Source organism: Streptomyces sp. LS-MS-L19 (assembly GCF_058382285.1).
Genome location: NZ_JBYCLL010000001.1, coordinates 6,180,847 through 6,206,447, shown reverse-complemented (window position 1 = coordinate 6,206,447; position 25,601 = coordinate 6,180,847). Strand labels below are relative to the sequence as shown.

The following is a 25,601-nucleotide window of genomic DNA, read 5'->3' as shown; positions in this document are numbered from 1 at the left end:
GTCAGTTGACGACGTCCAGCTCACCGTCGGCGAGCTCCACGTCGTACACCAGCGGGCCCTCCCCCACGACGACGTGCCGCGCGCGTGAGCCGTACGACGCTGCCGTGGTCGCCAGCAGATACGTTCCCGGCGCCGGGACCGAGACGATGTACGAGCCGTCGGCCAGCGACACGACGCGGTCCAGCTGACGGCCCCCGGCCGACAGCAGCGTGACGGACGCGCCCTCCACCGGGTCTCCCTCCGTCGTACGGACGAAGCCGTGGACGGCCGAGGCCGGGCCGTTCTTCGGGCGGGCCTCGGCCTGGGGCGCCGCCACCTCCTCCTTCGGCTCCACCGCGAGGTGCGGCAGCCGCCTCTCCAGCCACCGCGGCAGCCACCAGTTGGAGTCGCCGAGCAGGTGCATCGCGGCCGGCACCAGGGCGGTGCGCAGGATGAACGCGTCCAGGGCGACCGCGGCGGCCAGTCCCACGCCCGCCATGGCGGCGCCCGAGTCACCGCTGAGGACGAACGCCATGAACACGCAGACCATGATCAGCGCCGCGGAGTTGATGACCCTGCTGGTCTCCGCGAGGCCGACGCGCACGGCGCGCGCGTTGTCGCGTGTGTGCACCCACTCCTCGTGCATACGGCTCACGAGGAAGACCTGGTAGTCCATCGAGAGCCCGAAGAGCAGGGACAGCATGATGACCGGCAGGAAGGCGTTGATCGGGCCCTCCTTGCCGAGGCCGAGCAGTTCCAGGCCCCAGCCCCACTGGAAGACCGCGACCAGGACGCCGAAGGAGGCCGCGGCGGCGATCAGGTTCATCAGGGCGGCTGTCAGCGGCACCACCAGCGAGCGGAAGGCGACCAGCAGGAGCAGGAAACCGAGTCCGATGATCGTCGCGATGAACAACGGCAGGCGGTCGCCCGTGACGGTCGAGAAGTCCTTGGACACGGCCGTCACCCCGCCCACGTGGGCGTCCACCCCGGCACCGGGGATGACGTCGTCCCGCAGCCTGTCGATGAGCCGGTCCGTCTCCACGGACTGCGGTGAGGTCGTCGGGACGACCTGGATGACCGTCACGCCCTGCGCGGGCGGGAGCGCGGCGACCTGCGCGACCCCCGGTGTGTCCTTGAGGCTCGTGACCAGGGCGCCTGTCTCGCCGCCCTCGGTGACCACCTGGAGCGGTCCGTTGAAGCCGGGGCCGAAGCCGTCGGCGAGCAGGTCGTACGCCTTCCTGGTGGTCGTCGAGGCGTCGTCGTTGCCCTGGTCGGTGGCTCCGAGGCGGAGCGAGAGCACCGGGATGGCCAGGACCGCCATGAAGAGCAGGGCGAGCGCGGCGGTCCTGCGGGGCCGCTTCTCGACGCCCGTCGACCAGCGGGCGGCAAGGCCGTCGGCGAGCTCCGGCTCGGGCCCCTGGGCGGCCAGCCTGCGCCGCTGGCGGCGGCTGAGCACGCGCGGGCCGAGGAAGCCGAGCAGGGCCGGCAGGAGGGTCGTGGCGGCCAGCACGCTCAGCACCACGGTCAGGGAGGTGCCGATGACCACGCCGTCCAGGAAGCGAAGCCGCGTCACCAGCATGCCGGCGAGCGCGATGCAGACCGTGCCGCCCGCGAACAGCACCGCCCGGCCTGAGGTGTTGAGGGCGGTGACCGCCGACTCCTCGGGGTCGAGGCCCCGCAGGATGCCGCGCCGGTGCCGGGTGACGATGAACAGGGCGTAGTCGATGCCGACGCCGAGACCGATCAGGGAGGCTAGCAGGGGGGCGATGTCGGGGACGTCGGTGGTGTGGCTGAGCAGTTGTGTGGCGAACAGGCCCGTGCCCACACCGAAGACGGCGATCGCGATCGGCAGCGTCATGGCGAAGAAGGAGCCGAAAGCCAGGAACAGCACGACCGCCGCGGCCACGATGCCGACCGTCTCCGACAGCCCCTGGGGCGGCTCCTGCACGCGCTGGATCGCCTGGCCGCCCAGTTCCACCTGGAGACCGGCCCGCTCGGCCCGCTGCGCGGTGTCGACGACATCCTGGACGAGTTCCTTGGGCACCTCGTTGGCCCGCTTGACGAAGGTCACCTGGGCATAGGCGATCGTGCCGTCCCGGCTGACCTGGGCCGCGCCCCGGTCGCCGTAGGGGCTGGTCACCGCCCCGACGCCCGGCATCTTCGCGATGTCCTCCAGCGCGGGCCGGATCCGGTCCCGGACCGTCCGGTCGCGCACCGAGCCGTCGTCGACCTTCCAGACCACCGTGTCGGTGTCGCCGGAGGTGTCCGGGAAAGCCTTCTCCATCAGGTCGTACGCGCTCTTGGAGTCCGTGTCGGGGAGGGAGAACACGTTCGCGTAGTTCGTGCCCGCCGTCGAGGCCGAGAAGCCGAGCCCGAACAACGCCCCCACCCACAGCAACAGGACCACCAGCCGGTGCCGGTAGCACCAGCGTGCCAATGCCGCCACGCTCAACTCTCCTCAGTAGGTCGGTCGCTTGGTCCCCCAGGTCCTGCGCAACAGGATCGGCGGCGCACGCGCGCGTGGACATGAGAGGCCCATGACTCTCAAGGAACTCCAAAGCGCGAACCGGCCCGACTGTCAGTGGCCCCGCCGATACTGGGGGCATGACTGGGGGAGAGACGGCCCATCCGGGCACGGTGCTGGTGGTGGAGGACGAGGAGAGCATCGCCGACGTCCTGGCGATCGCCCTGCGCTACCACCGGTTCGAGGTGATGGTCGCGGGCACCGTCCGCGAGGCGCTCGCGCTCACCGACCGCACCTGCCCGGACGTGGCCCTGCTCGACGTCATGCTGCCCGACGGCGACGGCCGCGCCCTCGGCCGTGAACTGCGCGCCCGCAGGCCCGGCCTGGCCCTGGTCTTCCTCACCGCGCGGGACTCCCCCGCCGAGATCGTCGGCGCGCTCGGCTTCGGCGACGACTACATCACCAAGCCGTTCAACATCGACGAGGTGATCGCGAGGATCACCGCGGTCCTGCGGCGCACCCGCCCGGCCGACGTCCTGCCGCAGCGCCCGCCGCTCAGATACGGCGACCTGGAACTGGACGAGACGACGTACTCGGTGCACCGCGACGGCCGCACGGTCGAGCTCACCCCCACCGAGTACGCGCTGCTGCGTTTCCTGGTGCGCAACGGCGGCCGGATCGTGCCCAAGGAGCAACTCCTGCGCCATGTCTGGCAGTACGAGCACACCCCGCCCGAGTCGACCGTCGTGGAGACCTACATCAGCTATCTGCGACGCAAGCTGGACACCCTGGGACCGCCGGTGATCACCACCCGGCGCGGTGTCGGATACGGGCTCGCATGAAGGCTCGCGCGCCGCGCTGCCGGCACGGCATCCACTCCCTGCGCGGCAAGCTGACGCTGGCCAATGTGGCGCTGCTCGCGATCGGCATCGTGGCGGCGACCGCCGTGAGCGTGATGGGCATGCGGTACTACCTGCTCGACCAGATCGACACCGAGCTCATCAAGACCCGGGACTCCCTGGGCGGTTCGCGGCTCACCCTGCGCCAGATCGACTCGCTGAGCGCCATGAGCTTCGTCCGCGACCGGCTGGTTCCGGAGGACCAGGAGGAGGACCGTACGCCGGAGACGGTCTTCGCCGCGGTGGACAGCCGGGGCACCCCGGTCGAGATCCTCGGTTTCGCGCCGACCGGCCTCCAGCGGGACCTGGCGAAGGCGGCCGGCGACCCGCGCACGCTCGCCGACGACTCCGAGCCGCACGACGTCACCCTCGGGGGCTCCGCCTACCGCGCCACCGCGGCCCGGCTCGCCGACGGCAGCTACGCCCTGATGGCCGCGCCCACCGCCGTGCTCCACCAAGGGGTCGCCAAGGCCGTCAAGCTCGACCTCGCGATCGGCAGCCTGCTGCTGGCGCTGCTGGCCTGTCTGACGATGTTCAGCGTCCGGCGCCGGATGCGGCCGCTGGAGGACATGGTGGAGACCTCCTCCGCGATCGCCGAGGGCGATCTGACCCGGCGGGTCCCCTCCAGCCGCGAGGCCACCCTGGAGGTCGAGCAGCTGCGGGTGGCCCTGAACTCCATGCTCCACCAGGTCGAGTCGGCGTACCGCACCCGCGAGCGCAGCGCGGCCCAGCTGCGCAGCTTCGTCGCCGACGCCTCGCACGAGCTGCGCACCCCGCTGTCCGCGATACGCGGCTACCTCCAGCTGTACGACAAGGGCATGCTCTCCGACCCGGACGAGCGCAAGCGGGCCTGGACCCGGGTCCTAGCGGAGACCGACCGGATGGGGCGGCTGGTGGACGAGCTGCTCACCCTCGCCCGCCTCGACCAGCAGCCCGAACTGCGCTTCCGGAACGTCGACCTGAACCGGCTGGTGCGGGACGCGGCCGAGGACCTGCGGGTGCAGCAGCCCGAGCGGCCGGTCGAGGTCGCCGCCGCGGGCGTCCTGCTGGTGCGGGCCGACGAGTCCGGGCTCAGACAGGTCCTGGGCAACCTGGTGGGCAACGTCCGCGCGCACACGCCCGCCGACGCGCCGGTGCGGCTGGGGGTGGAGCGCGAGGACGGGGTCGTACGGCTGTGTGTCGCGGACGAGGGGCCGGGGCTGTGCGAGGAGGACGCGTCCCGTGTCTTCGACCGGTTCTTCCGGACGGGCGGAGGCGCGGGCAGCGGTCTCGGGTTGGCGATCGTGCAGGGCGTGGTGCGCGCCCACGGCGGCGAGGTGACGGTCCGCACGGCGCCGGGCGAGGGGCTGGCGGTGACGGTCTCGCTGCGGGACGCGGGGCAGGTGCCCGACGCCTGACGCCGGGCTTCTCCTGGGGTGGGGTGCCGGGGAGGGGGCCGGGTGGGTAGGGGGAGGGGCGGGGGTGGACGGCCGTATCTCTGGTGTCAGTTGGCCAGGATCAGGGCCCAGACGGTCTTGCCGTGCCTGCCGCGGGTCCAGACGCCCCAGGCGGCGGCGATGTTCTCGACGAGGTGCAGGCCGCGGCCGGTCTCCTCGAACTCGCCGACGACCCGCAGGCGGGGTTCGAGGCGGCCCTCGTCGGAGACCTCTATGAGGCAGGAGCCGTCGGCCAGGGCGGTCACCGCGACCTCGAACTCCCGCTCCAGGAGCGGCCCGTGGCGCACCACGTTGGTGGCCAGTTCCGAGACCAGCAGTACGGCGTCGGCCAGCGCGGGATCGTCCGGTCCGTGCCCCCAGTCGGCCAGATGGTCACGGACCCGGCGCCGGGCGAGACCGACGGAAGCCGGATGCCGGGGCAGCCGGAAGGAGTTGCGTCTCAACACGTTTGCTCCTCACCCCACGCACACCTCCGTCACATGGTGCTGCGTCGAGTGGCTGCCCGGCGTCACTCGGGCGAATGCCGGTTCCATGGAAATGCGTCACGCACGACGCCGGATGCGGCGCGATCCCGTCGGGTCAGATCCAGTCGAGGCGCCAGAGACGGAAGACGCCGGTGCCGTCCGAGAGGTACTGGCCGCCGCCGACGTCCTCGCTGGTCACGACATAGTCCTTGGCCTGCCAGAGCGGGATGACCGGGACGTCGTGGGCGATGTCCGCCTGGAGGTCGCGGAAGTCCTGTTCGGCCTCGTTGCGGTCGGCGTACCGCCGGCTGTCCTGGATGAGGTGGTCGACCTCATGGCTGCTGTAGCCGGTGTTCATGGTGCCGTCGGAGCCGACGAGCGGGGACCCGTAGGTGTCCGGGTCCGGGTAGTCGGCCACCCAGCCGACCGCGTAGGCGTCCAGCTTCCCGCTCGCCCAGCTCTTCTGGAAGTCGGTCCACTCGTAACCCTTGAGCGTCACCTTGAACAGGCCGCCCGCCTCCAGCTGCTTCTTGAGCTCCTTGGCCTCCGCGGCGGCGGAACCGCTGTTCAGGCCGTAGCCGTAGGTGAAGCTGACCGGGGTGGTCACACCGGCCTGGGCGAGCAGGGCGCGCGCCTTCTTGACGCTCGGCTGCGGGTAGGCGTCGAAGAACGACGTGGTGTGGCCGGTGATACCGGTCGGGATCAGCGAGTAGAGCGGGTCGACGGTCCCCTCGTACACCGAGGCGGCCAGCTGCTCGCGGTTGATCAGCCAGGCCATGGCCTGGCGCACCTTGGTCTCGTGCAGCGGCTTGCCTGCGCGCGTGTTGAGGTAGAGGTTGCGGATCTCGGAGCTGTCGGCCTCCGAGACGCGCTGGCCGGGGTCGCTCGGATTGAGTCCGGCGAGCACGCTGGGCGGCAGCTGGCGGTAGGCGACGTCGAGCTTCTTGGCCTTCCAGGCGCTGTTCAGCTTGGCCGAGTCGCCGTAGTAGTCGAGTTCGACCGGTCGGCCGGTGCTCTTGATCTCGCCCTTGTAGTCGCGGTTGGGCGCGAGGACCGCCTTCTTGCCCTTGCTGTACGACGTCAGCTCGTACGGTCCGGTGCCGTCGACCTCGTTGTCCTTGCGCAGCGAGTTGGCGGGGTACTTGCTGCTGTCGACGATGGCCCCGGCGCCCGTGGCGACCTTGAACGGGAAGGTGGCGTCGGGCGAGGACAGCCTGAAGGTGACGGTGCGGCCGTCGGCCTGGACCGACTGGAGGGTGTCCAGCAGGGCGGCCGGGCCGACGTCCGAGTTGATCTTCTTGACCCGGTCGAAGGAGTACTTGACGTCCTCGGCGGTCATCTCGCGGCCGCTCGGGAACTTCAGGCCCTCCCGCAGTTCACAGCGGTACGTGCGCAGGCCGCTGCCCACGAAGCCGCAGCTCTCGGCGGCGTCGGGCACGGGTGTGGCACTGCCCGGCTCGAAGGCCAGCAGTGACTGGAAGACGTTGTTGAACAGCGCCCAGGAACCGGCGTCGTAGGCGCCGGCCGGATCGAGCGAGGTGACCTCGTCGGTCGTCCCCACCTTGATCGTCCTGCCCGTGCTCCCGTCGGACGGGAGCAACTGCCAGCCGCCTACTCCCACGACCCCCAGAACAAGCAGCGTCGCGAGAATCCGCACGCGAACCGACCGCATCGGTTTGCCCTCCCCGGGCCCCTGTGGGCCCCAGTGCACATGCCACCCCCTAGTGGCGCGGATCACCTAATCACAGGTGTTTCACCTGGGGGAAGAGGGATTTGTCGAGTTGGGCAAGACGTTACCGCAAGAAATTCCGGCCATGTTTCACAGGGCTCTCACAGGGGCTTCGCGTGAGGGTGCCGGGGGCTGGGGTGCCGAGTGTTGGGGCGCCGGGTGCTGGGTGCCCTGGCGCCGGGTGCCGGGGTGTTGGGCGCCGGGTGCCGTGAGTCGCCGTTCAGGCCTGCCGCGACGCCAGTTCGATCACCGTGATGTCCGAGGGGGCGCCCACGCGCGTGGGCGGGCCCCAGGCGCCGGCGCCGCGGCTGACGTAGAGCTGGGTGTCGCCGTAGCGCTCGAGACCGGCGACCGTCGGGTTCGCGGCCTCGGCGATGAAGTTGCCGGGCCAGAGCTGGCCACCGTGGGTGTGGCCGGAGAGCTGGAGGTCGACGCCGTGGTCGACCGCGTCGTGGATCTGGACCGGCTGGTGGGCGAGGAGCACGCACGCGCGTGCCGTGTCCCGGTCGCCGAGCGCCCTGGCGAAGTCGGGTCCCTGGCCCTCGCTCTCGCCCGCGATGTCGTTGACACCGGCGAGGTCGAACCACGGCAGTTCCGTACGGTCGTTCTCCAGCGGGCGCAGGCCGAGCCGCCGTACCTCCTCGACCCACTGCTCGGCGCCGGAGAAGTACTCGTGGTTGCCGGTGACGAAGTACGAGCCGTGCCGTGCGCGGAGTCCGGCGAGGGGGGCGGCCGCCGGGCCCAGGTCCTTCACGCTGCCGTCGACGAGGTCGCCGACGACCGCGATCAGGTCGGGCTGGGTGGAGTTGATGGTGTCGACGACCTTCTGGGCGAAGCCGCGTCCCAGCACCGGGCTCAGGTGGATGTCGCTGACCACCGCGATCCGGTAACCCTGCGCCCCGCGCGGGAGCTTCGCCAGCGGAACGGTGACGCGCTTGACGCCGGGGCCGCGCAGGACGCCGTAGGTGCCGTAACCGACGGTCCCGACGGCGGCCGCGGCGGCGGCTCCGGCGACGATGCGGGAGACGAAGAGGCGGCGGGTGGGGGTGGGGGTGGGGGTTCCTGGGTTTTCGGGGGTTCCGGGGTTGGCGGGGGTTCCGGGGTTGCCGGGGTTGCCGGACGAGGTGGCGAGGGGGTTTTCGGACGTGGTGGTGACCGAGGTGGTCGCGGCGGGCTCCAGGGGGCCCGGTCCGGTCCGACGGGGCTCCTCGGGTGCCGGTGCCGCCGGGCCGACCCTGCGCGGTCCCTGAGGCGGCCTCAGGCCCTCTCCGTCGGGCTTGCGCTGCTCCTCGGCCTCCCGCCGCTCCTGGGCGGGCGCTCCCGCGGGCACCGGCTCCGGATGCGGTACGGCGGCCGGGGCGGGCTCGCGGCGCCTGTCCCGGCGTTCGAGGAAACGTGTCAGCAGGGGTCGTACGAGCTCTCCCGCCACGACCGCGAGCAGTAGGTAGATCGACAGCGCCAGCCACAGGAAGCCGGGCCACGCGAGCACGCGCTGGAGCCAGAAGGGGGCGCCGGCGCGCTCCGCGACCAGGGCACCGATCGCCAGCACCCAGCCGCCGCCGATGACGGCCGCGCCCACCCGGCGGGCCCGGCCGGGGCCGCCGGTGGTGTCGCGGAACAGGCGGCGCCACAGGTACCAGTTGGCCGTCACCAGGACGGTCAGCGCGAGCAGCGCGAAGACGATGATCACGCTGTGTCAACTCTCGGGGGTCGGCTGTGAGTTCCCACGCAGTGCGCGCAGTCCACGCAACCCGATGAGCCCGACGACCGTCCCCAGTACGAAGGAGACGACGGCCAGCAGCAGGTGCACCCAGAAGTACCCCGTCGGGTCACCCGCGTCGTCGAAGGCCAGCCCGCTGGCGTCCTTGACGAGGTTCTTGACGAAAGTGATCCAGATGATCCAGCTCCACACCCCGAAGGCGAGCAGGAACCAGGAGACGGGGCGGCTGAGCTTCATGGGTCCAGTATCGCGGCCCCATGTCCGGTTCGGCGTCCGGGGTGGGGAGGGCGGTGGGACTTCACGCTCCGCGCCATGTACGTTCCTGAACGTGTCCGCTCCCCAGAAGAAGACCATCGGGCGATCCCTGCTGGTCACCTCCGTCGCCGCCCTGTCGTCCCTCGCGCTGACCGCGCCCGTCGCGCTCGCGGCTCCCAGTCCTTCGCCGAGCAGTCCTTCGCCGAGCAGTCCTTCGCCGAGCGGTGCCTCGGCTTCGCCGAGTGCCAGTCCCTCGGTCACTCCCCCGGCGAAGATGTCGACCGTGGGCGGCGCGCGGCTCGGCCGGGCGGGCACGCAGGTCAATCTGGCGAGCGGGGTCCCGGTGCTGCCCAAGGACATCACCGCGCGCTCCTGGATCGTCACGGACGCCGAGTCGGGCGATGTGCTCGCCGCCCACAACGCGCACTGGCGGCTGCCTCCGGCGAGCACCATGAAGATGCTCTTCGCGGACACCGTGCTGCCGAAGTTCGCCAAGACCGAGAAGCACAAGGTCGTCCCCTCCGACCTCGCGGGAATCGGCTCCGGCTCCAGCATGGTCGGGATAAAGGAGGGCGAGACGTACACGGTCCACGACCTGTGGCTCGGTGTCTTCCTTCGCTCCGGCAACGACGCCGTGCACGTCCTGTCGGCGATGAACAAGGGCGTCGCCAAGACCGTCGCCGAGATGAACGAGCACGCCGAGGAGCTCCAGGCCCTCGACACGCACGTGGTCAGCCCCGACGGCTACGACGCTCCCGGCCAGGTCTCCTCCGCCTACGACCTGACCCTCTTCGCCCGCTCAGGGCTGCAGAAGAAGGACTTCCGCGAGTACTGCTCGACGGTCACCGCGAAGTTCCCCGGCGCGACGACGAAGAACAAGAAGGGCAAGACCGTACGTAAGCCCTTCGAGATCCAGAACACCAACCGGCTGCTGAGCGGCGACTACGACATCGCGCAGTACCAGGGCATCGCGGGTGTGAAGAACGGCAACACCACCAATGCGGGCGCCACCTTCACCGGCGTGGCCGAGCGCAATGGCAGGGTGCTGCTCGTCACGGTCATGAACCCGTCCAAGGAAGAGCACAACGAGGTCTACAAGGAGACCGCGAAGCTCTTCGACTGGGGCTTCAAGGCGGCCGGCAAGGTGGAGCCGGTGGGTGAGCTGGTGCCGCCGAAGGGGGCGCAGTCCGGCACCCAGCCGGGGACCTCGGGTGAGGCCGGAGGCGGGTCGGGGGGCTCGGACGGCTCGGACAGCTCGGGTGACTCCGGGGCCTCGGCCAAGCCCGTCGCGTCCGCGACGACCGACGGCGGCTCCGGAGGCGTGTGGACGGCCGTCGCGATCACCGGCGGGCTGCTGGTGCTGCTCGCGGCCGGCGCGTTCCTCGTCAACCGCCGCTGGCCGCTGCCCGATTTGGTACGCCGCCGCTCTTCTCGTCCTTGAGCTGCGGGGCCTTGCGGTCCTGGTCGTTCCGGTCCTGGTCGTTCCGGTCCTGGTCGTCCCGGTCCTGGTTGTTGCGGTCCTCGTCCTTGCGGTCCTGATCGTTGCGGTTGCTGTTTTCGAGTTCCTGGTCCTTGAGGTCGTCGTTTTCGAGTTCCTGCTCTTTGCTGCCTGTCGCCGTCCATGCGGCGCAGAACAGCACCAGCTTGGACGTGAAGTTGATCCAGAGCAGCAGGGCGACGGGGACGCCGAATGCGCCGTACATGCTCTTCGTCGCCACGCCCTGCATGTAGCCGCTCAGCAGCAGCTTCAGCAGCTCGAAGCCGACCGCGCCGGTCAGTGCGGCGACGACCAGCCGGCGGCGGGCCGGTTCGACGCCGGGCAGCAGGGTCAGGACGTACAGCAGGAGCAGGAAGTCGGCCAGTACGGCGACGAGGAAGGCGGCGGCCTGCAGGAGCAGGCTCCCCCAGCCCTCACGGTCGATGCCGAGCTGGTCGGTGATCCAGCCGACCATCGCGGAGGCGATCGTGGAGATGGCGATCGTGACCAGGACCGCGCCGCCGAGCCCGACCAGGATGCCGAAGTCCTTGCCCTTGCGCAGGATCACGTTCTCGTCCTCGTCGGGCAGCTCCCACACCGCGCGCAGACACTCGCGCATGGAACCCGCCCAGCCGATACCCGTGAACAGCAGGACGGCGCCCGCGATGAGGCCGACGGTGCCGGCGTTCTGGACCAGTGCGCCGACGTCCAACTGGTCGGAGATGCCGGGCACCTGGTCGGCGATCTTGTCCTGGAGTTCGTTCTGCTGCTCGGTGCTGAGCGTGGCGGCGGCGATCGCGGCGGCCACGGTGAGCAGCGGGAACAGCGCGACGAAGCTGGTGAACGTCATCGCCGCGGCCAGCCGGGTCCACTTCACCCGGTCCAGCCGCTCGTACGACCGCCACGCGTGCGTGGCCGTCAGGCGCACCCAGAGGGGCCCGACGACGGGGAGTCTCTTCAGCCAGTCCATGATCGGATCTTGCCCTCCGTGCGGACGACCGATGTGCGGGTACCCCGAAAACACGCGGTGCCGCGGCCGAGGTGGCGTGGGAGCCCGGGCAGGAGTGTCGGCCCGCCATAGGCGTCCCGGCCGTGGTGGTCCATCCCGTCCATCGGGACTCACCGTTCACGGGACCATGACCCGAACTCCGGCAATATTGAGCGACATCCCACTAATCACCCATTTTGGGGAGGAAGCGGATGTTTACGACTGAATCGCAGCCATAGCGGCGATACGGTCACCGGCATGTCTGCCGACACCGTTCCCGTCACGGGCTGGGGCCGCACCGCCCCCACCGCGGCCCGTCTGACCCGCCCCCGGAGCTACGAGGAGGCCGTGGCCGCCGTGCGGGGCTGCGGGGCCCGCGGCGGCATCCCGAGGGGCCTGGGGCGGGCGTACGGGGACGCGGCGCAGAACGCCGGTGGCGCGGTGTTAGACATGACCGGCCTGGACCGCGTTCACGCGATCGACGCGGACGGCGGCACCGTGCTGTGCGACGCGGGCGTCTCCCTGCACCGGCTGATGGAGGTGCTGCTGCCGCTCGGCTGGTTCGTGCCGGTGACGCCCGGCACCCGCTATGTCACCGTCGGCGGAGCGATCGGCGCCGACGTCCACGGCAAGAACCACCATGTGTCCGGCTCCTTCTCCCGCCATGTGCTGTCCTTCGAACTCCTCACCGCCGACGGCGAGATCCGCACCGTACGGCGGGACACGCCCCTGTTCGACGCGACCACCGGTGGCATGGGCCTGACCGGGATGATCCTCACCGCGACGGTCCAGCTCCAGCCGGTCGAGACCTCGCTGATGTCCGTCGACACGGAACGCGCGCGTGACCTCGACGACCTGATGGCCCGTCTGACGGCGACCGATCACGCGTACCGCTATTCGGTCGCCTGGATCGACCTGCTGGCCCGCGGTGCGACGACGGGACGGGCGGTGCTGACGCGGGGGAGCCATGCTCCGCTGGACGCGCTGAGGGCTTCTGGGACGCCCGGACATGGCACACGCGCGCGTAGGGATGCGCTGGCCTTCCGGACCCCGCGCTTCCCGGCCCCGCCCGCCTTCCTCCCCGAGGGGTTGCTCAACCGCACGACCGTGGGGCTGTTCAACGAGCTCTGGTACCGGAAGGCGCCTCGCGCGCGTACCGGCCGCCTCCAGCGGATCCCCGCCTTCTTCCACCCCCTGGACGGCGTGCCCCACTGGAACCGGGTCTACGGCCGCGGCGGCCTCGTGCAGTACCAGTTCGTCGTCGGACACGGCCATGAGGAGGCGCTGCACCGGATCGTGCGGCGGGTCTCCGGCCACCGGTGCCCGTCCTTCCTCGCCGTCCTGAAGCGGTTCGGGGACGCCGACCCGGGCTGGCTGTCCTTCCCTGTGCCGGGCTGGACGCTGGCCCTCGACCTCCCGGCCCGCCTTCCCGGTCTCGGCCCTCTCCTGGACGCGCTGGACGACGAGGTGGCCGCCGTCGGCGGGCGGGTCTGCCTCGCCAAGGACTCCCGGCTGCGGCCGGAGCTGCTCGCCACCATGTACCCGCGTCTCGACGACTTCCGTGCGCTGCGCGCGGAGCTGGATCCGCGCGGGGTGTTCACCTCGGACCTGTCCCGCCGTCTCGCCCTCTAGCCGACCTCAGCGGCCCGTGGGCCGCCCCAAGGAGCTGCTCGTGAAAGACGCCTTCGGCCTCCCCCAGTCCCTGCTCGTCCTCGGCGGCACGTCCGAGATCGCGCTGGCCACCGCCCGCCGTCTCGTCGTGCGCCGCGTCCGCACGGTGTGGCTGGCGGGGCGCCCCTCCCCCGCCCTGGAGAGCGCCGCCACGGAACTGCGCGCCCTGGGGGCCGACGTCCACACCGTCGCCTTCGACGCGCTGGACCCCGAGTCCCACGAGGCGGTGCTCGGCAAGGTCTTCGCGGAGGGCGACGTCGACATGGTGCTGCTCGCCTTCGGGATCCTCGGCGACCAGGCCCACGACGAGCGCGAGCCGGTCGCCGCGGTGCGGGTCGCGCAGACCAACTACACGGGCGCCGTCTCGGCCGGACTGGTCTTGGGGCGCGCGTTGCAGGCCCAGGGACACGGCTCGCTCGTCGTGCTCTCCTCCGTCGCCGGGGAACGGGCCCGCCGGACCGACTTCATCTACGGCTCCAGCAAGGCCGGCCTCGACACCTTCGCCCAGGGCCTCGGCGACGCGCTCCACGGCACCGGCGTGCACGTCATGGTCGTACGCCCCGGCTTCGTCCGGTCCAGGATGACGGCCGGCCTGGAGGAAGCACCGCTCGCGACCACTCCGGAGGCCGTGGCGACGGCGATCGAACTGGGGCTGCGTCGCCGCTCGGAAACGGTGTGGGTGCCGGGGGTGCTGCGGCTGGTGATGGCGGCGCTGCGGCATGTGCCGCGGGAGGTGTTCCGACGGCTGGCGCTGTAGCTGTGGGTACGGCGGGTGTGGCTGTGGTTACAGCGGAGTGCGTGGCGTTGTAACCGGGGTTACGGCGGGGTCCGTGGCGTTGTAATCGGGGTTACAGGCGGGGTGCGTGGCCTCGTAACCAGCGTTACAGCAGGCTGCGTGGCCCTGTAACCGGGGCTACAGCTGGCTGGTCGGCAGGGAGCCGCGCTTCACGTGGCCCGCCTGGGGCGGCACGATCGAGCCTCCGAAGGTGAACTCCCGCAGCTTGCGCCACACCCCGTCGGCGCCCTGCTCATAGAGCGCGAACCCGGTGCACGGCCACTCGGCCTCGAAATCGGAGAGTTCCTCGAAGGCGCGGTCCATGGCCGCCTCGTCGATGCCGTGCGCCACGGTGACGTGCGGGTGGTACGGGAACTGGAGTTCCCTTGCGACCGGCCCGGAGGCGTCACGGACCTGCTTCTGGAGCCACGTGCAGGCCTCGGCGCCCTGGGCGACCCGGACGTACACGACCGGCGACAGCGGCCGGAAGGTGCCGGTGCCGGACAGCTTCATCGGGAAGGGCCGGCCCGCCGCGGCGACCTCGGTGAGGTGCGCCTCGACGGCGGGCAGCGCGCTGTCCTCGACCTCTGTCGGCGGCAGGAGGGTGACATGGGTGGGGATGCCATGAGCCGCGGCGTCGCCGAAGCCCGCGCGCCGCTCCTGGAGCAGGCTGCCGTGAGGCTCCGGGACCGCGATCGACACACCGATCGTTACGGTCCCCACGTCGTCTCCTGTTCGTCCCTGTCGTCCTGTCGGAATCGTTCCCGGCCGTCCGGCTATCGACTGTACGGCCACGGCTGTGTTGTGGGCAGGCGCAGGCGTAGTGATGTGCAGCGCTCTGCCCGGTGGTGCTGGTGTGCGGTGGTACGCCCCGGCCGCCGATGGTGACGGCCGGTGCCGGAGGTCGGTCCGGCCTTCACTGCGCCTTGGGTACGGCGCTCGGTGCGGCGTTCAGTGCTTGGCGGGCAGGAAGCCCACTCTCTCGTACGCCTGGGAGAGGGTCTCCGCGGCGACCGCGCGGGCCTTCTCCGCGCCCTTGGCCAGGATCGAGTCCAGCGTCTCCGGGTCGTCCAGGTACTGCTGGGTGCGCTCCCGGAAGGGCGTCACGAAGTCGACGACGATCTCGGCGAGGTCGGTCTTGAGCGCGCCGTAGAGCTTGCCCTCGTACTGCTGCTCCAGCTCCGGGATGCTCGTGCCGGTCAGGGTCGAGTGGATGGTGAGCAGGTTGCTGACGCCCGGCTTGTTCTCGGCGTCGTAGCGGATGACGGTGTCCGTGTCGGTGACCGCGCTCTTGACCTTCTTGGCGGTGGCCTTCGGCTCGTCGAGGAGGTTGATGAGGCCCTTCGGCGTGGACGCCGACTTGCTCATCTTGATCGACGGGTCCTGGAGGTCGTAGATCTTGGCCGTCTCCTTGAGGATGTACGGCTTCGGGATCGTGAAGGTCTCGCCGAAGCGACCGTTGAAGCGCGTGGCGAGGTCACGGGTCAGCTCGACGTGCTGGCGCTGGTCCTCGCCCACCGGGACCTCGTTGGCCTGGTAGAGCAGGATGTCCGCGACCTGGAGGATCGGGTACGTGAACAGGCCGACGCTCGCGCTGTCGGCGCCCTGGCGGGCGGACTTGTCCTTGAACTGGGTCATGCGGGAGGCCTCGCCGAAGCCGGTGAGGCAGTTCATGACCCAGGCGAGCTGGGCGTGCTCGGGGACGTGGCTCTGGACGAAGAGCGTGCAGCGCTCGGGGTCGAGTCCGGCGGCGAGGAGCTGGGCGGCGGCCAGGCGGGTGTTGGCCGTGAGCTCCTTCGGGTCCTGCGGAACCGTGATCGCGTGCAGGTCGACGACCATGTAGAACGCGTCGTGGGACTCCTGCAGGGCCACCCACTGGCGGACGGCGCCGAGATAGTTGCCGAGGTGGAACGAGCCTGCGGTGGGCTGGATTCCGGAGAGCACGCGGGGTCGATCAGAGGCCATGCTCACCATTCTCTCAGGTGTCGGGGGCCGATCCGGAACCAGTCGGAAACAGAAGCGCCACGGGTGGGAACCGATTCGGTCCGGGCGGTGTACCAATCCTGTGAGGACGCGGGAGGGGGGCCGCATCGTCGATGAGGCCGCGGTGATCGCACGCGTACGCGCCGGAGACCCGGAGGCGTACGCGGACCTGGTGCGGGCCCATACGGGCATCGCGCTCAGGGCGGCCGCCGCGCTCGGGGCGGGGGCGGACGCGGAGGACGTGGTGCAGCAGGCCTTCGTGAAGGCTTACTGCGCGCTGGGCCGTTTCAAGGACGGCTCGGCGTTCAAGCCGTGGTTTCTGTCGATCGTGGCCAATGAGACGAGGAACACAGTGCGTACGGCGGCTCGCCAGCGCACCCTCGCCGGCCGCGAGGCGGCCTTCGCGGAGGCCGAGCCGCTGATACCGGAGTCGGCGGACCCGGCGGTGGCGGCGGTGGAGATAGAGCGCCGCGCCGCGCTGGAGTCCGCGCTGGACAAGCTGAGCGAGGAGCACCGCCTGGTCGTCACCTACCGCTATCTGCTGGAGATGGACGAGTCCGAGACGGCCCAGGCCCTGGGCTGGCCCAAGGGGACGGTGAAGTCCCGACTGAACCGCGCGCTGCGCAGGCTCGGGAAACTGCTGCCGGATTTCGAGCCCCGGGAAGGAGGTGACGAGCGTGAATGAGTCCTACGGCGATGACGGCGCCGGCGGGAGCGCGCGTGAGCGTGGGTCCCGGTTGCCCGAGGAGCTGCGGGCGCTCGGGCGGTCGCTGGACGCGCCGGGTGCGGCAGGGGGGGCTGGGGCCGAGTCGATGGTCGAGCGGGTGCTGGAACAGATACTCGCCGAGCGGCTTGCGGTGCCGGTGGCCCAGCCGCCGGGTCCCGGTGAGCGGCTGCGTGCGGTGCGTCGGTGGACGCGGACGCGGTGGCGTGCGCTGACCGCGACGCTGTGCGGGCTCCTGGCGGTCCTCGCGCTCACACCCCCGGTACGGGCCGCGGTCCTGGACTGGTTCGACTTCGGCGGGGTCGAGGTGCGCTACGACCCGTCGGCGGTGCCCTCGCCGGGGGCCGAGGTGCCCGGCTGCGGTCGCTCGGTGTCGTTCGCGCAGGCCGAGCGGCGGGCGGGGTTCGCACCGCTGGTCCCGAAGGCGCTCGGCACTCCGGGTGCGGTGACGGTGACGGCCGAGCCGCAGGGGCGGTTCCTGATGAGCCTGTGCTGGCGGGAGGGCGGGCACACGATCCGGCTGGACGAGTTCCCGCAGCGGCTCGACCCCAGTTTCGCCAAGACCTTGCGCGAGCCGCCGGAGTGGATCGCGCTGGGCGGCCCTTCGGGAGCCGACGGGGTGCAGGACCACGCCCTGTGGTTCCCGCGCCCCCATCTGCTCGGCTTCTGGCTGGTCGACGACGACGGGGACCGCTTCACCCGCACGGAGCGGACCGCCGGGCCGACGCTGCTGTGGATCCATCACGGCGGCGGAGCGAGCGTGACGCTGCGACTCGAGGGCGTGGCGTCGAAGGAGCGGGCGGTGAAGATCGCGCAGTCGCTCGGCGACCCGGCGGACGAGGGTGCCGGGAGAACCCCGAAATAGTGCGCGCGGGGTGGGAACCCCGGCGGGCCGGGCGGTGTACCAGAAGTGACAAGCGGCCCGGGGACGGGGCGCACGGGGATCGTCTGGTGGGGGTTGGCATGAGGAGTCGTGAGGCGGGCCGGAGGGGCCGATGTCTTGAGATGGGGCGGAGGGGCTTGCGCCGTGAACTGGCGGCGGGGCTGGGGGCGTTGGCGGCCGGCCTGGCGCTGACGTTGTGGGGTGCGCCCCTCGCGTCGGCGGGCGGGCCGACGAGCGTGTTGGTGGTCTCGCCGGAGAGCGGGGAGACGGCGTCGCTCTACTACTCCGACGAGGAGTACGGCAAGTTGGAGCGGCTCCTGGGCCCTCGGGGTGCGGGCACTCGAAGCAAACCGCCCGAGGCGAACCTGCTCGCCGCCCGTCAGATCAACGTCACCTGGATGGCGCACGACGTCTCCCCGTGGCGGCTGGACCAGGTCTTCCCGGCGGCCGACTCGAACGAGGTGTGGATACACACCGCGGAGCATGTACCGGAGTCGGTGAACGGCCAGTGGCACCGCACCAGCGACCCCGTACAACTGCGCGCCCTGCTCAAGGACTTGGGCGTGATGGGCGAGACCTCCGGCGAGGGCCATGCCATCTTCCCGGAGCCGGATCAGGAGCCGGAGCCGGAGCAGGGGCAGGACGCCCGGAGCGGCGCGGGGGCGGCGGACGTGGGGTCGGCGGACCCGGGGGCGGCGGAGAACTCGGCGTCCGTGGTTCGGCCTTCGGCGGCGGCGGAGGGGGTCCAGTGGTGGTGGGCTCTTCCGGGCCTGGTGGCAGGGGCCGTACTGGCCCTGGTGCTGCGGCCGTTCGTGCTGCGGATGCGGTGGGAGCGGCTGCGCCGGGACCCGGGGCCGCGGCAGGAACTGCGTGATGTGTGACGAAGGGAGGCGTTCGCGAGCTTGAGTTGACGAGGCTGTGTCGATCGAGGGGGATGCGATGCGGAACATGCACGGGGCGCTGCGGCTCGGGCCGCGAGGGGCGTTATGGGCGCTCGCACCGGCGGTTGTGGCGGTGGCCGTGCTCGGGGCTCCGGCGGCCGACGCCGCGACAGCGTCCGCGCGGGAGGCGGGTCTCGACAGGCCCGACCTGGCGATGGTGGTCACCGGTGGCACGGGCCGGACCGAGGCGGTGCGTTCCGACGAGCCGTACTTCGCCCGCCTGTGGGAGCTGTTGCAGCCGACGTACGCGGGCACCGAGCGGGTGTCGGACAGCTGGCAGGAGGGCCGCTATCCGCCGGCGCGGATCACCGTGGTGTGGGGGCTGACGGGTGTCGGCGGCTGGCCGCGGACGCACTCGGCGCCCGGGGGTGATGTGGCCGTGGAGCGCCAGGACCAGTTGTTCCTGACCGGAGACGGCACACCGTGGGTGCGCACGGATCCGGCACCGGAGCGGGAGGACGACGACATCCGCTGGCACCGGGCGGAGCGCACGGTCTTCGAAAGGCTGGACCGGGCGGGGCTGTTGGGCGATACCGGCGGGGGCCGTCCCGGGGGCGGTCACGGGGGCGGGGGCGCCGACCCGCAGGGCGCCTGGTGGGCGGTGCCGGGGCTTGCCGTGGGGTTCGCGGCCGGGGCCGGCGGCACCCGGCTGATACGCCGCGCGGCGGCCCGGCCGGGAGCCGGACCGCCGCGGGAGGAGCCACGACAGGAACTCATCGATCTCTAGGAGTCACCGTTCTTTGACAACTCAAGAGAGGAAGGGTCAGCCGAGGTCGACCTCGGGGTACAGCGGGAAGCCGGCCACGAGGTCGGTGGCCCGGTGGGAGATCTCGTCCGCGACCTTCGCATCGAGGATGTGCGCGGCCTTGGACGGGGCGCCCGACTTGGTGGTGCCGGGCTCCGTGGTGGTGAGGACACGGTCGATGAGTCCGGCGACCTCGTCCATCTCGGCGGTGCCGAGGCCCCGGGTGGTCAGGGCGGGGGTGCCGATGCGGATGCCGGAGGTGTACCAGGCGCCGTTCGGGTCGGCCGGGATCGCGTTGCGGTTGGTGACGATGCCCGACTCCAGCAGGGCGGCCTCGGCCTGGCGGCCGGTGAGGCCGTAGGAGGAGGAGACGTCGATCAGGTTGAGGTGGTTGTCGGTGCCGCCGGTGACCAGGGTGGCGCCGCGGCGCATCAGGCCCTCGGCCAGGGCGCGGGAGTTGTCGACGATGCGCTGGGCGTAGTCCTGGAAGGAGGGCTGACGCGCTTCGGCGAGGGCGACGGCCTTGGCGGCCATGACGTGCGGGAGCGGGCCGCCGAGGACCATCGGGCAGCCGCGGTCGACCTGGTCCTTGAGGGAGTCGTCGCACAGCACCATGCCGCCGCGCGGGCCCCGCAGGGACTTGTGGGTGGTGGTGGTGACGATCTGGGCGTGCGGGACCGGGTCGAAGTCGCCGGTGAGGACCTTGCCGGCGACGAGACCGGCGAAGTGGGCCATGTCGACCATGAGGGTCGCGCCGACCTCGTCGGCGATCTCCCGCATGATCCGGAAGTTGACCAGCCGCGGATAGGCCGAGTAGCCGGCCACGATGATGAGCGGCTTGAACTCGCGGGCCGAGGCGCGCAGAGCGTCGTAGTCGACGAGTCCGGTGGCGGGGTCGGTGCCGTAGGAGCGCTGGTCGAACATCTTGCCGGAGATGTTCGGGCGGAAGCCGTGGGTGAGGTGGCCGCCGGCGTCCAGGGACATGCCGAGCATGCGCTGGTTGCCGAAGGCCTGGCGGAGCTCGGCCCAGTCGGCGTCGGAGAGGTCGTTGACCTGGCGGACGCCGGCCTTCTCCAGGGCGGGGACCTCGACGCGCTGGGCGAGGACGGACCAGAAGGCGACGAGGTTGGCGTCGATGCCGGAGTGCGGCTGGACGTAGGCGTGGCGGGCGCCGAAGAGCTCCTTGGCGTGCTCGGCGGCCAGGGATTCGACGGTGTCCACGTTGCGACAGCCGGCGTAGAAACGGCGGCCGACGGTGCCCTCGGCGTACTTGTCGCTGAACCAGTTGCCCATCGCGAGGAGCGTGGCCGGGGAGGCGTAGTTCTCGGAGGCGATCAGCTTGAGCATCTCGCGCTGGTCGTGGACCTCCTGGCCGATGGCGTCGGCGACGCGCGGCTCGACGGCGCGGATCACGTCGAGGGCGGCGCGGAAGGCCGTGGACTCGGGGGACAGGGGCTGCTGCTCTGACATGGCGGCCTCCGGGCTGCGTGGCTTGAAGCGGTCACGGATCACGGTTCGGCCCAGGCGCACGGCACTTGGTCATTCACAGGCCGCTCCCCGATGGTCCGTCCCATCCCAGCGCGCCAGTCACGGCCTGCCGGCCAGCCTACCGGGCAGGCCGTTCGGCTCCCGGGTGGCGTCCACCATGCGAGCGACGGCAGCGAGGCCCGGGTGGGGCGTGTGGGACTCGCTGCCGTGGTGGTGGACGACGTCAGAACAGCAGGTCGGCGAGGCGGTCGATCTGGTCGGGGTCCGAGGCCCAGCAGTAGAGCATCACCTCGTCGGCGCCGATGCCGAAGTAGGCGTCGGTGGTCTCGCGGATCTGTTGCGGGGTGGTGAGCAGGCCGGCCTCCATGTACTCGACGTGGCCGCTGAAGGCGTAGTAGTCGCGGAGGTTGCGGCGGGCCAGGTCCAGGGTGGTGTCCGGGCCGAGGGCGACGTTCGCCTGGGCGACCAGGCGGGGGCGGCCGGGGCGGTCGTGCTTCTGCCAGGCCGTGGTGGCGTCGCGGAACAGGTTGGCCATGAAGGAGGGGGGCAGGGCGGCGCCGAGGAAGCCGTCGCCGAAGCGGCCCACGCGTTCGAGGGCGGCAGGGGCGAAGCCGCCGAAGAGGACCTCCGGGCCGCCGGGGGTCGCGGGGGCGGGGCCGATGGGGCCGGCTCCTTCGCCGTACGGTTCGCCGGACCAGGTGCGGCGCAACCGGGTCATCTGTTCGTCGAGGCGGCGGCCCCGGCGGTGGAGGTCGATTCCGGCGGCCAGGCAGTCGTCCTCGCGGCCGCCGACGCCGATGCCGAGGGTGAAGCGGCCGCCCGAGAGGCGGTCCAGGGTCGCGGTCTGCTTGGCGAGCACGGCGGTGTTGTGGTGGGGGGCGAGGAGCACCTCGGTCTGGACGCGGATGCGGGACGTGGCGCCGGCCAGTGTGGCGAGGGTGACGAGGGGCTCGGGGTTGTCGTAGACGAGGCGGTCGAGCAGGCCGAGGGTGCGGAAGGGGCTGGTGTCGGCGCGCCGGGCCCAGGTGAGCAGCTGGGCGGGGTCGTCGATGGGCAGGCCGAGGCCGATGTTCATGGAAGGGTCCTCCGGAGGGCGTACGGGATCCGCCGGTCGGCCGGATCCGGTGCCGCCCCTCCGTGGCTCCGCGCGCTGTGCGCGGGCCTGCTCCCGTTCTGCGGCGTGGTTCTGGAGAGCGTGTGCGTCAGAGTGCGCCGACCGTAGCGCGACGGGACGCGAGGCGACAACGCGTTTTCAGGGACTGCGGGGACCCGACTTCGGGGACGGCGCGCGGAGACGCCCTGCCCTCCCGCACATCACCTCTCCCTTGCCGCCCACATCGGCGGCCCCCGCACCGCCCATGCGCTCGGGCCCCTCGCCGCCCGACGCTCTCGGGTCTTTCGCCGCCCCATGCTCGCGGCCCACCGACCAACCCACGCAGCCGCCGGCCGCGACGAACCACCCCACTCAACCCCGGCGCCACGACCGACCACCCCGGCTAACCGCGGCGCCCCCGGCAGAGCTCCTCCAGCACGGCTCCTTCAGCGCGGCCCCTCCGCAGGCCCGCTCCCCAGGCTCCGCCGGCGAGGTCCCTCCAGCAGGGCCCTCCTCCACCAAGCCCCTCCCCCAGCAGAGCCCCCTAACGCACCCACCCCGCCCTCACCAACATCGCCGTCCGCTCAAAGGATCACGTGCGGCAGAAACCGGGCGTACTCGTCGGTGATCAAGCCGGAGGACTCCCGGATGCCGAGGCCGGCCGACTCGTCCTCGACGACCCAGGCGCCCAGGACGACCCGGTTGCCGTCGAAGTCGGGGAGCGGGGCCAGTTCCTGGTAGCAGCACGCCTCTTCGCGGAGGGGAGAGGCGGTGCCGGGTTCGTGGACCGTGACTCCGGCGCCCTCGCGGCCCAGGAGGGGCTTGGCGACGTAGCCGGTGGTCGTGGCCAGGTCCCGGGGGCCGTCGAGGTAGGCGGGGAGGAGGTTGGGGTGGTCCGGGTACAGCTCCCAGAGGATCGCCAGGAGCGCCTTGTTGCTGAGGAGCATCTTCCAGGCGGGCTCGATCCACAGGGTGCTGCCGGTGCCGCCGCCGTTGTCGAGGCTGTCGAGGACGTGGCCGGCGAAGCGGTCGGTGGTGAGCCACTCCCAGGGGTAGAGCTTGAAGCAGCTGCGGATGAACCGGAGCTGGTTGTCGACGAAGCGGCCGGAGAGCGGGTCCCAGCCGATCTCCTCCATGGAGATCCAGGCGGTGCTCAGGCCGGCCTGATCGGCGGTCTCCTTGAGGTAGGCGACCGTCATGAGGTCCTCGCCGAGTTCGTCGGCGGAGGAGTGCGCGAAGTGCAGGGGGCTGCCGGGCGGGAGGAGGGCGGCCTGGTGCTTCCAGGCGGCGACGAGACGCTCGTGGAGGGAGTTCCACTGGTCGGCGCCCGGGAAGCGTTCCTCCATCCAGAACCACTGGGGTGAGGCGGCCTCGACGAGGGACGTGGGGGTGTCGGCGTTGTACTCCAGGAGTTTCGCCGGGCCGTCGCCGTCATGGCGGAGGTCGAAGCGGCCGTAGACGGAGGGGAGTTCGGCGCGCCGGTGCCAGGCCTCGGCGACCGCCTCGGCCACGCGCGGGTCGGTGATGCCGAGGTCGGCGAATCCGTTCGCGGTGACGATGTGGTCGGCGGCCGCGAGGCACATGCGGTGGAGGTCCTCGACGACCTCCTCCAGGGCCTCCACCTCGGGGAGCGTGAAGGAGTAGTAGGCGCTCTCGTCCCAGTAGGGGCGCAGGGAGTCGTCGGGGTGGCGGGTGAGGGGGTAGATCAGGCCCTGGGATTCGACGGTCTGCTGCCAGCCCGGGCGCGGGGTGATGGTGTGTCGGCGCATCGTGATCGGTCCGTCAGCCGCCGGAGCTGCCCTTGCCGCCACCGTCGCCGTCGCCTCCGCTGCCGAAGCCGCCGCGGTCGACTCCGCTGCCGCCGCTGCTCGACGAACCGCCGGAGCTCTTGCCGGACTTCTTGGTGAAGGAGCCGCCCGAGACCCAGCTGCCCTTCTTCTTGCCGCCGTAGTAGTAGGAGCCGTTGACGGAGGTGGTGGACTTGCAGTTCTTGTCGGCGACGACCTGGTAGCCCTTGCCGAGGGTGTAGCTGTCCCGGTCGACGCAGCGCTTGTCGGGGTCGGAGGAGCAGGCGGTGAGGGCCGCGGCGAGCAGTCCCACACTGCCGAGTGCGATGGTGCCCGAGCGGAGTTGTCGGCGTGCGTCCGCCATGTTGGTGTCTCCCCCTTGGTCAGGCCGTGGGCCTGGTGTGCGTGTCCGGCGGACAGCTTAGAGATGAGTAAGAGCCCGTCCGAATTCAACCCACCCTTCACCGCCTCCCCTAAGGTCACTTTGTGCTCTTTGGAATGGTGTGCGCCCTCGGGGCCTCGGTCTGCTTCGGCACGGCCACCGTGTTGCAGGCGATGGCGACGCGGACGGCGGATACGGGCGGCGGTGACGGCGAGGGGTCGGCGTTCGCGGTGACGCTGTTCCTGCGGGCGGTGCGCCAGTGGCGGTATCTGGCGGGGCTGGCGTTGGACGGGCTGGGATTCCTGTTGCAGATCGCCGCGTTGCGGTCGGTCCCGATCTACGCGGTGGGCGCGGCGTTGGCGTCGAGTCTCGCGGTGACCGCGGTGGTCTCGGCGCGGCTGCTGAGGGTCCGGCTGAGCGGGGCCGAGTGGGGTGCGGTCGGGGTGGTGTGCGCGGGGATGGCGCTGCTGGGGGTCGCGTCGGGGACGGAGGGGGACCGTGGCGGGCCGGCGTGGCTGGGGTACGCGATGCTCGGGACGGCGCTGGCGGTGCTGGGGGCGGCGCTGCTGGGCGGGCGGTTGCCGGAGCGGGGGCGGGCGTTGGTGCTCGGACTGGGGGCGGGGTTCGGGTTCGGGGTCGTCGAGGTGTCGGTCCGGCTCATCGACTCGTTGGCACCGTCGGATCTGGTGGCCGACCCGGCGGTCTACGCGCTCCTTGTGGGCGGGGGTGCGGCCTTCCTGTCGCTGACGTCGGCGCTGCAACGGGGTTCGGTGACCACGGCGACCGCCGGGATGGTGATCGGGGAGACGGTCTGGCCGGCGCTGGTGGGGGTGGTGTGGCTCGGGGACCGTACGCGGGAGGGGATGGCGTGGGTGGCGGTGCTGGGGTTCACGGTGGCCGTCGCGGGGGCGTTGGCGCTGGCCAGGTTCGGGGAGGCACCGGTGAATGCCGACCGGAAACAGCTTTCGTGAATTCTCGGAAAGTTACTCCGGGTACAGCTCGACAGAATGCTCCATGCCGCCCGAAAGTCCGATAAAAAGTCACGATCCGGACACTCGAAAAAACGTCGTTGATATTTGAACGTGATGTGAAGGCATTGCGTACTGGGAGGCGTGAGCAGCAATCCCGTCACCGTCACCGTGGCCTATCACGTGGTGCCGGGCCGTGAGGCCGACTTCCACTCCTGGGGTTGGGCCATGCTGGCCGCGAGTTCACAGCAGCCGGGTTTCCTGGGGGGTGGCGTCCTTGTCGACCGAGAGGCGGAGTGGCATGTGGTCTATCGCTTCGCCAGCGAGGGGACGGCCCGGGCCTGGGAGGATTCGGGGGCCCGGACGCAGTGGGACGTCAGGGTCGTGGACTTCGCCCGGCAGACGGAGCGCAGGAGCGTGCGGGGCTCCAAGGTGTGGTTCGACTCCCAGACCACGACACCGAAGGCGCCCGCACCGCCGGCGAAATGGAAACTGTGGTTCGTGAACATGAGCGCGGTTTTCCCACCGGTGCTCCTGTTCAATCTGATCGTTCTTCCTTATCTCGGCGGACTCAATCCGCTCGTCCGCACGCTGCTGTTGTGCCTGTGTGTGACGGCTCTCGTCACCTGGATTCTCATGCCCCGGCTTCAGCGTTTCTTCAAGAAATGGCTGTATCCGCCGCTCCAGGCCCTCCGCGGACGGCACAAAAGACGGACCGCATAGGTCCGGAACGAACCGAGGGAGGTGGGC

The 25,601-nt window shown here is 71.1% G+C and carries 23 protein-coding genes and 1 riboswitch; of the genes, 11 read left to right on the top strand and 12 right to left on the bottom strand.

Annotated features, from left to right (window positions below; all coding sequences use genetic code 11):
• Position 1 precedes the first annotated feature (1 nt).
• Entirely contained in the window at positions 2-2,416 is a 2,415-nt protein-coding gene (locus AC2XR2_RS27785; protein WP_491518510.1) for an MMPL family transporter, read from the bottom strand.
• A gap of 167 nt (positions 2,417-2,583) precedes the next feature.
• Here AC2XR2_RS27785 and AC2XR2_RS27780 point away from each other — a divergent pair, with 167 nt between their 5' ends.
• Complete coding sequence (locus AC2XR2_RS27780; RefSeq protein ID WP_381297443.1) at positions 2,584-3,285, top strand: response regulator transcription factor; 702 nt, start codon at positions 2,584-2,586, stop codon at positions 3,283-3,285.
• On the top strand, positions 3,282-4,739 hold the full coding sequence (locus AC2XR2_RS27775; RefSeq protein ID WP_449351807.1) for a sensor histidine kinase: 1,458 nt from the start codon (positions 3,282-3,284) through the stop codon (positions 4,737-4,739). Before AC2XR2_RS27780 ends, AC2XR2_RS27775 begins: the two co-directional genes overlap by 4 nt.
• Before the next feature lie 86 nt (positions 4,740-4,825).
• On the opposite strand, the gene AC2XR2_RS27770 is transcribed toward AC2XR2_RS27775, so the two are convergent.
• The 4 genes from AC2XR2_RS27770 to AC2XR2_RS27755 form a co-directional block, all read right to left on the bottom strand.
• Positions 4,826-5,224 carry an ATP-binding protein gene (locus tag AC2XR2_RS27770; protein ID WP_330264864.1) on the bottom strand — a complete coding sequence of 133 codons (399 nt, stop codon included), beginning with the start codon at positions 5,222-5,224 and terminating at the stop codon, positions 4,826-4,828.
• A gap of 133 nt (positions 5,225-5,357) precedes the next feature.
• On the bottom strand, positions 5,358-6,914 hold the full coding sequence (locus AC2XR2_RS27765) for an ABC transporter substrate-binding protein (protein ID WP_449351808.1): 1,557 nt from the start codon (positions 6,912-6,914) through the stop codon (positions 5,358-5,360).
• A gap of 277 nt (positions 6,915-7,191) precedes the next feature.
• Positions 7,192-8,661: a metallophosphoesterase gene (locus AC2XR2_RS27760; protein WP_491516599.1), complete on the bottom strand. Its 1,470-nt coding sequence runs from the start codon at positions 8,659-8,661 to the stop codon at positions 7,192-7,194.
• 6 nt (positions 8,662-8,667) lie between these two features.
• Positions 8,668-8,928 carry an SCO4848 family membrane protein gene (locus AC2XR2_RS27755; RefSeq protein WP_330264867.1) on the bottom strand — a complete coding sequence of 87 codons (261 nt, stop codon included), beginning with the start codon at positions 8,926-8,928 and terminating at the stop codon, positions 8,668-8,670.
• Positions 8,929-9,019: 91 nt separating this feature from the next.
• On the opposite strand from AC2XR2_RS27755, the gene AC2XR2_RS27750 reads away from it, so the two are divergent.
• On the top strand, positions 9,020-10,387 hold the full coding sequence (locus AC2XR2_RS27750; RefSeq protein ID WP_491516598.1) for a D-alanyl-D-alanine carboxypeptidase family protein: 1,368 nt from the start codon (positions 9,020-9,022) through the stop codon (positions 10,385-10,387).
• On the opposite strand, the gene AC2XR2_RS27745 is transcribed toward AC2XR2_RS27750, so the two are convergent.
• Positions 10,332-11,393, bottom strand: a complete 1,062-nt coding sequence (locus tag AC2XR2_RS27745; protein WP_491516597.1) for a YihY/virulence factor BrkB family protein — start codon at positions 11,391-11,393, stop codon at positions 10,332-10,334. The two genes, AC2XR2_RS27750 and AC2XR2_RS27745, sit on opposite strands and share 56 nt — an antisense overlap.
• A 276-nt stretch (positions 11,394-11,669) precedes the next feature.
• Here AC2XR2_RS27745 and dprE1 point away from each other — a divergent pair, with 276 nt between their 5' ends.
• Positions 11,670-13,043 carry a decaprenylphosphoryl-beta-D-ribose oxidase gene (gene dprE1 / locus AC2XR2_RS27740; RefSeq protein ID WP_491516596.1) on the top strand — a complete coding sequence of 458 codons (1,374 nt, stop codon included), beginning with the start codon at positions 11,670-11,672 and terminating at the stop codon, positions 13,041-13,043.
• A gap of 40 nt (positions 13,044-13,083) precedes the next feature.
• Positions 13,084-13,839 (top strand): decaprenylphospho-beta-D-erythro-pentofuranosid-2-ulose 2-reductase, encoded by a 756-nt coding sequence (dprE2, locus tag AC2XR2_RS27735; protein WP_491516595.1) that lies wholly within the window; start codon positions 13,084-13,086, stop codon positions 13,837-13,839.
• Positions 13,840-13,995: 156 nt separating this feature from the next.
• On the opposite strand, the gene AC2XR2_RS27730 is transcribed toward dprE2, so the two are convergent.
• Positions 13,996-14,580 carry a 2'-5' RNA ligase family protein gene (locus AC2XR2_RS27730; protein ID WP_381297457.1) on the bottom strand — a complete coding sequence of 195 codons (585 nt, stop codon included), beginning with the start codon at positions 14,578-14,580 and terminating at the stop codon, positions 13,996-13,998.
• 228 nt (positions 14,581-14,808) lie between these two features.
• The gene (gene trpS / locus AC2XR2_RS27725) at positions 14,809-15,822 is read right to left on the bottom strand and encodes a tryptophan--tRNA ligase (RefSeq protein WP_491516594.1); all 1,014 of its coding nucleotides are present in this window, start codon (positions 15,820-15,822) and stop codon (positions 14,809-14,811) included.
• A gap of 142 nt (positions 15,823-15,964) precedes the next feature.
• Here trpS and AC2XR2_RS27720 point away from each other — a divergent pair, with 142 nt between their 5' ends.
• The 4 genes from AC2XR2_RS27720 to AC2XR2_RS27705 all read left to right on the top strand — a co-directional run bounded on the left by AC2XR2_RS27720 (position 15,965) and on the right by AC2XR2_RS27705 (position 19,115).
• Positions 15,965-16,525, top strand: coding sequence for an RNA polymerase sigma factor (locus AC2XR2_RS27720; RefSeq protein ID WP_330264874.1), 561 nt, complete (start codon positions 15,965-15,967; stop codon positions 16,523-16,525).
• The gene (locus AC2XR2_RS27715) at positions 16,518-17,429 is read left to right on the top strand and encodes a hypothetical protein (RefSeq protein WP_491516593.1); all 912 of its coding nucleotides are present in this window, start codon (positions 16,518-16,520) and stop codon (positions 17,427-17,429) included. Before AC2XR2_RS27720 ends, AC2XR2_RS27715 begins: the two co-directional genes overlap by 8 nt.
• A gap of 155 nt (positions 17,430-17,584) precedes the next feature.
• Positions 17,585-18,328: a hypothetical protein gene (locus AC2XR2_RS27710; RefSeq protein WP_491516592.1), complete on the top strand. Its 744-nt coding sequence runs from the start codon at positions 17,585-17,587 to the stop codon at positions 18,326-18,328.
• Between the two features lie 58 nt (positions 18,329-18,386).
• Positions 18,387-19,115 (top strand): hypothetical protein, encoded by a 729-nt coding sequence (locus AC2XR2_RS27705; protein WP_491516591.1) that lies wholly within the window; start codon positions 18,387-18,389, stop codon positions 19,113-19,115.
• A gap of 36 nt (positions 19,116-19,151) precedes the next feature.
• On the opposite strand, the gene AC2XR2_RS27700 is transcribed toward AC2XR2_RS27705, so the two are convergent.
• From AC2XR2_RS27700 to AC2XR2_RS27685, 4 genes are all read right to left on the bottom strand, one after another.
• Positions 19,152-20,603: a glycine hydroxymethyltransferase gene (locus AC2XR2_RS27700; RefSeq protein ID WP_381297469.1), complete on the bottom strand. Its 1,452-nt coding sequence runs from the start codon at positions 20,601-20,603 to the stop codon at positions 19,152-19,154.
• Between the two features lie 41 nt (positions 20,604-20,644).
• Positions 20,645-20,734: riboswitch (ZMP/ZTP riboswitch) on the bottom strand.
• Between the two features lie 110 nt (positions 20,735-20,844).
• Positions 20,845-21,696, bottom strand: coding sequence for an LLM class flavin-dependent oxidoreductase (locus tag AC2XR2_RS27695; protein WP_491516590.1), 852 nt, complete (start codon positions 21,694-21,696; stop codon positions 20,845-20,847).
• A 602-nt stretch (positions 21,697-22,298) separates the two neighbouring features.
• Positions 22,299-23,483: a glutathionylspermidine synthase family protein gene (locus tag AC2XR2_RS27690; protein WP_491516589.1), complete on the bottom strand. Its 1,185-nt coding sequence runs from the start codon at positions 23,481-23,483 to the stop codon at positions 22,299-22,301.
• Between the two features lie 13 nt (positions 23,484-23,496).
• Positions 23,497-23,865 carry a hypothetical protein gene (locus AC2XR2_RS27685; RefSeq protein WP_491516588.1) on the bottom strand — a complete coding sequence of 123 codons (369 nt, stop codon included), beginning with the start codon at positions 23,863-23,865 and terminating at the stop codon, positions 23,497-23,499.
• Between the two features lie 134 nt (positions 23,866-23,999).
• On the opposite strand from AC2XR2_RS27685, the gene AC2XR2_RS27680 reads away from it, so the two are divergent.
• On the top strand, positions 24,000-24,854 hold the full coding sequence (locus AC2XR2_RS27680) for a hypothetical protein (protein WP_381297540.1): 855 nt from the start codon (positions 24,000-24,002) through the stop codon (positions 24,852-24,854).
• Between the two features lie 141 nt (positions 24,855-24,995).
• Positions 24,996-25,574 carry a putative antibiotic biosynthesis monooxygenase gene (locus AC2XR2_RS27675; RefSeq protein WP_381297475.1) on the top strand — a complete coding sequence of 193 codons (579 nt, stop codon included), beginning with the start codon at positions 24,996-24,998 and terminating at the stop codon, positions 25,572-25,574.
• The last annotated feature ends 27 nt before the right edge of the window (positions 25,575-25,601 follow it).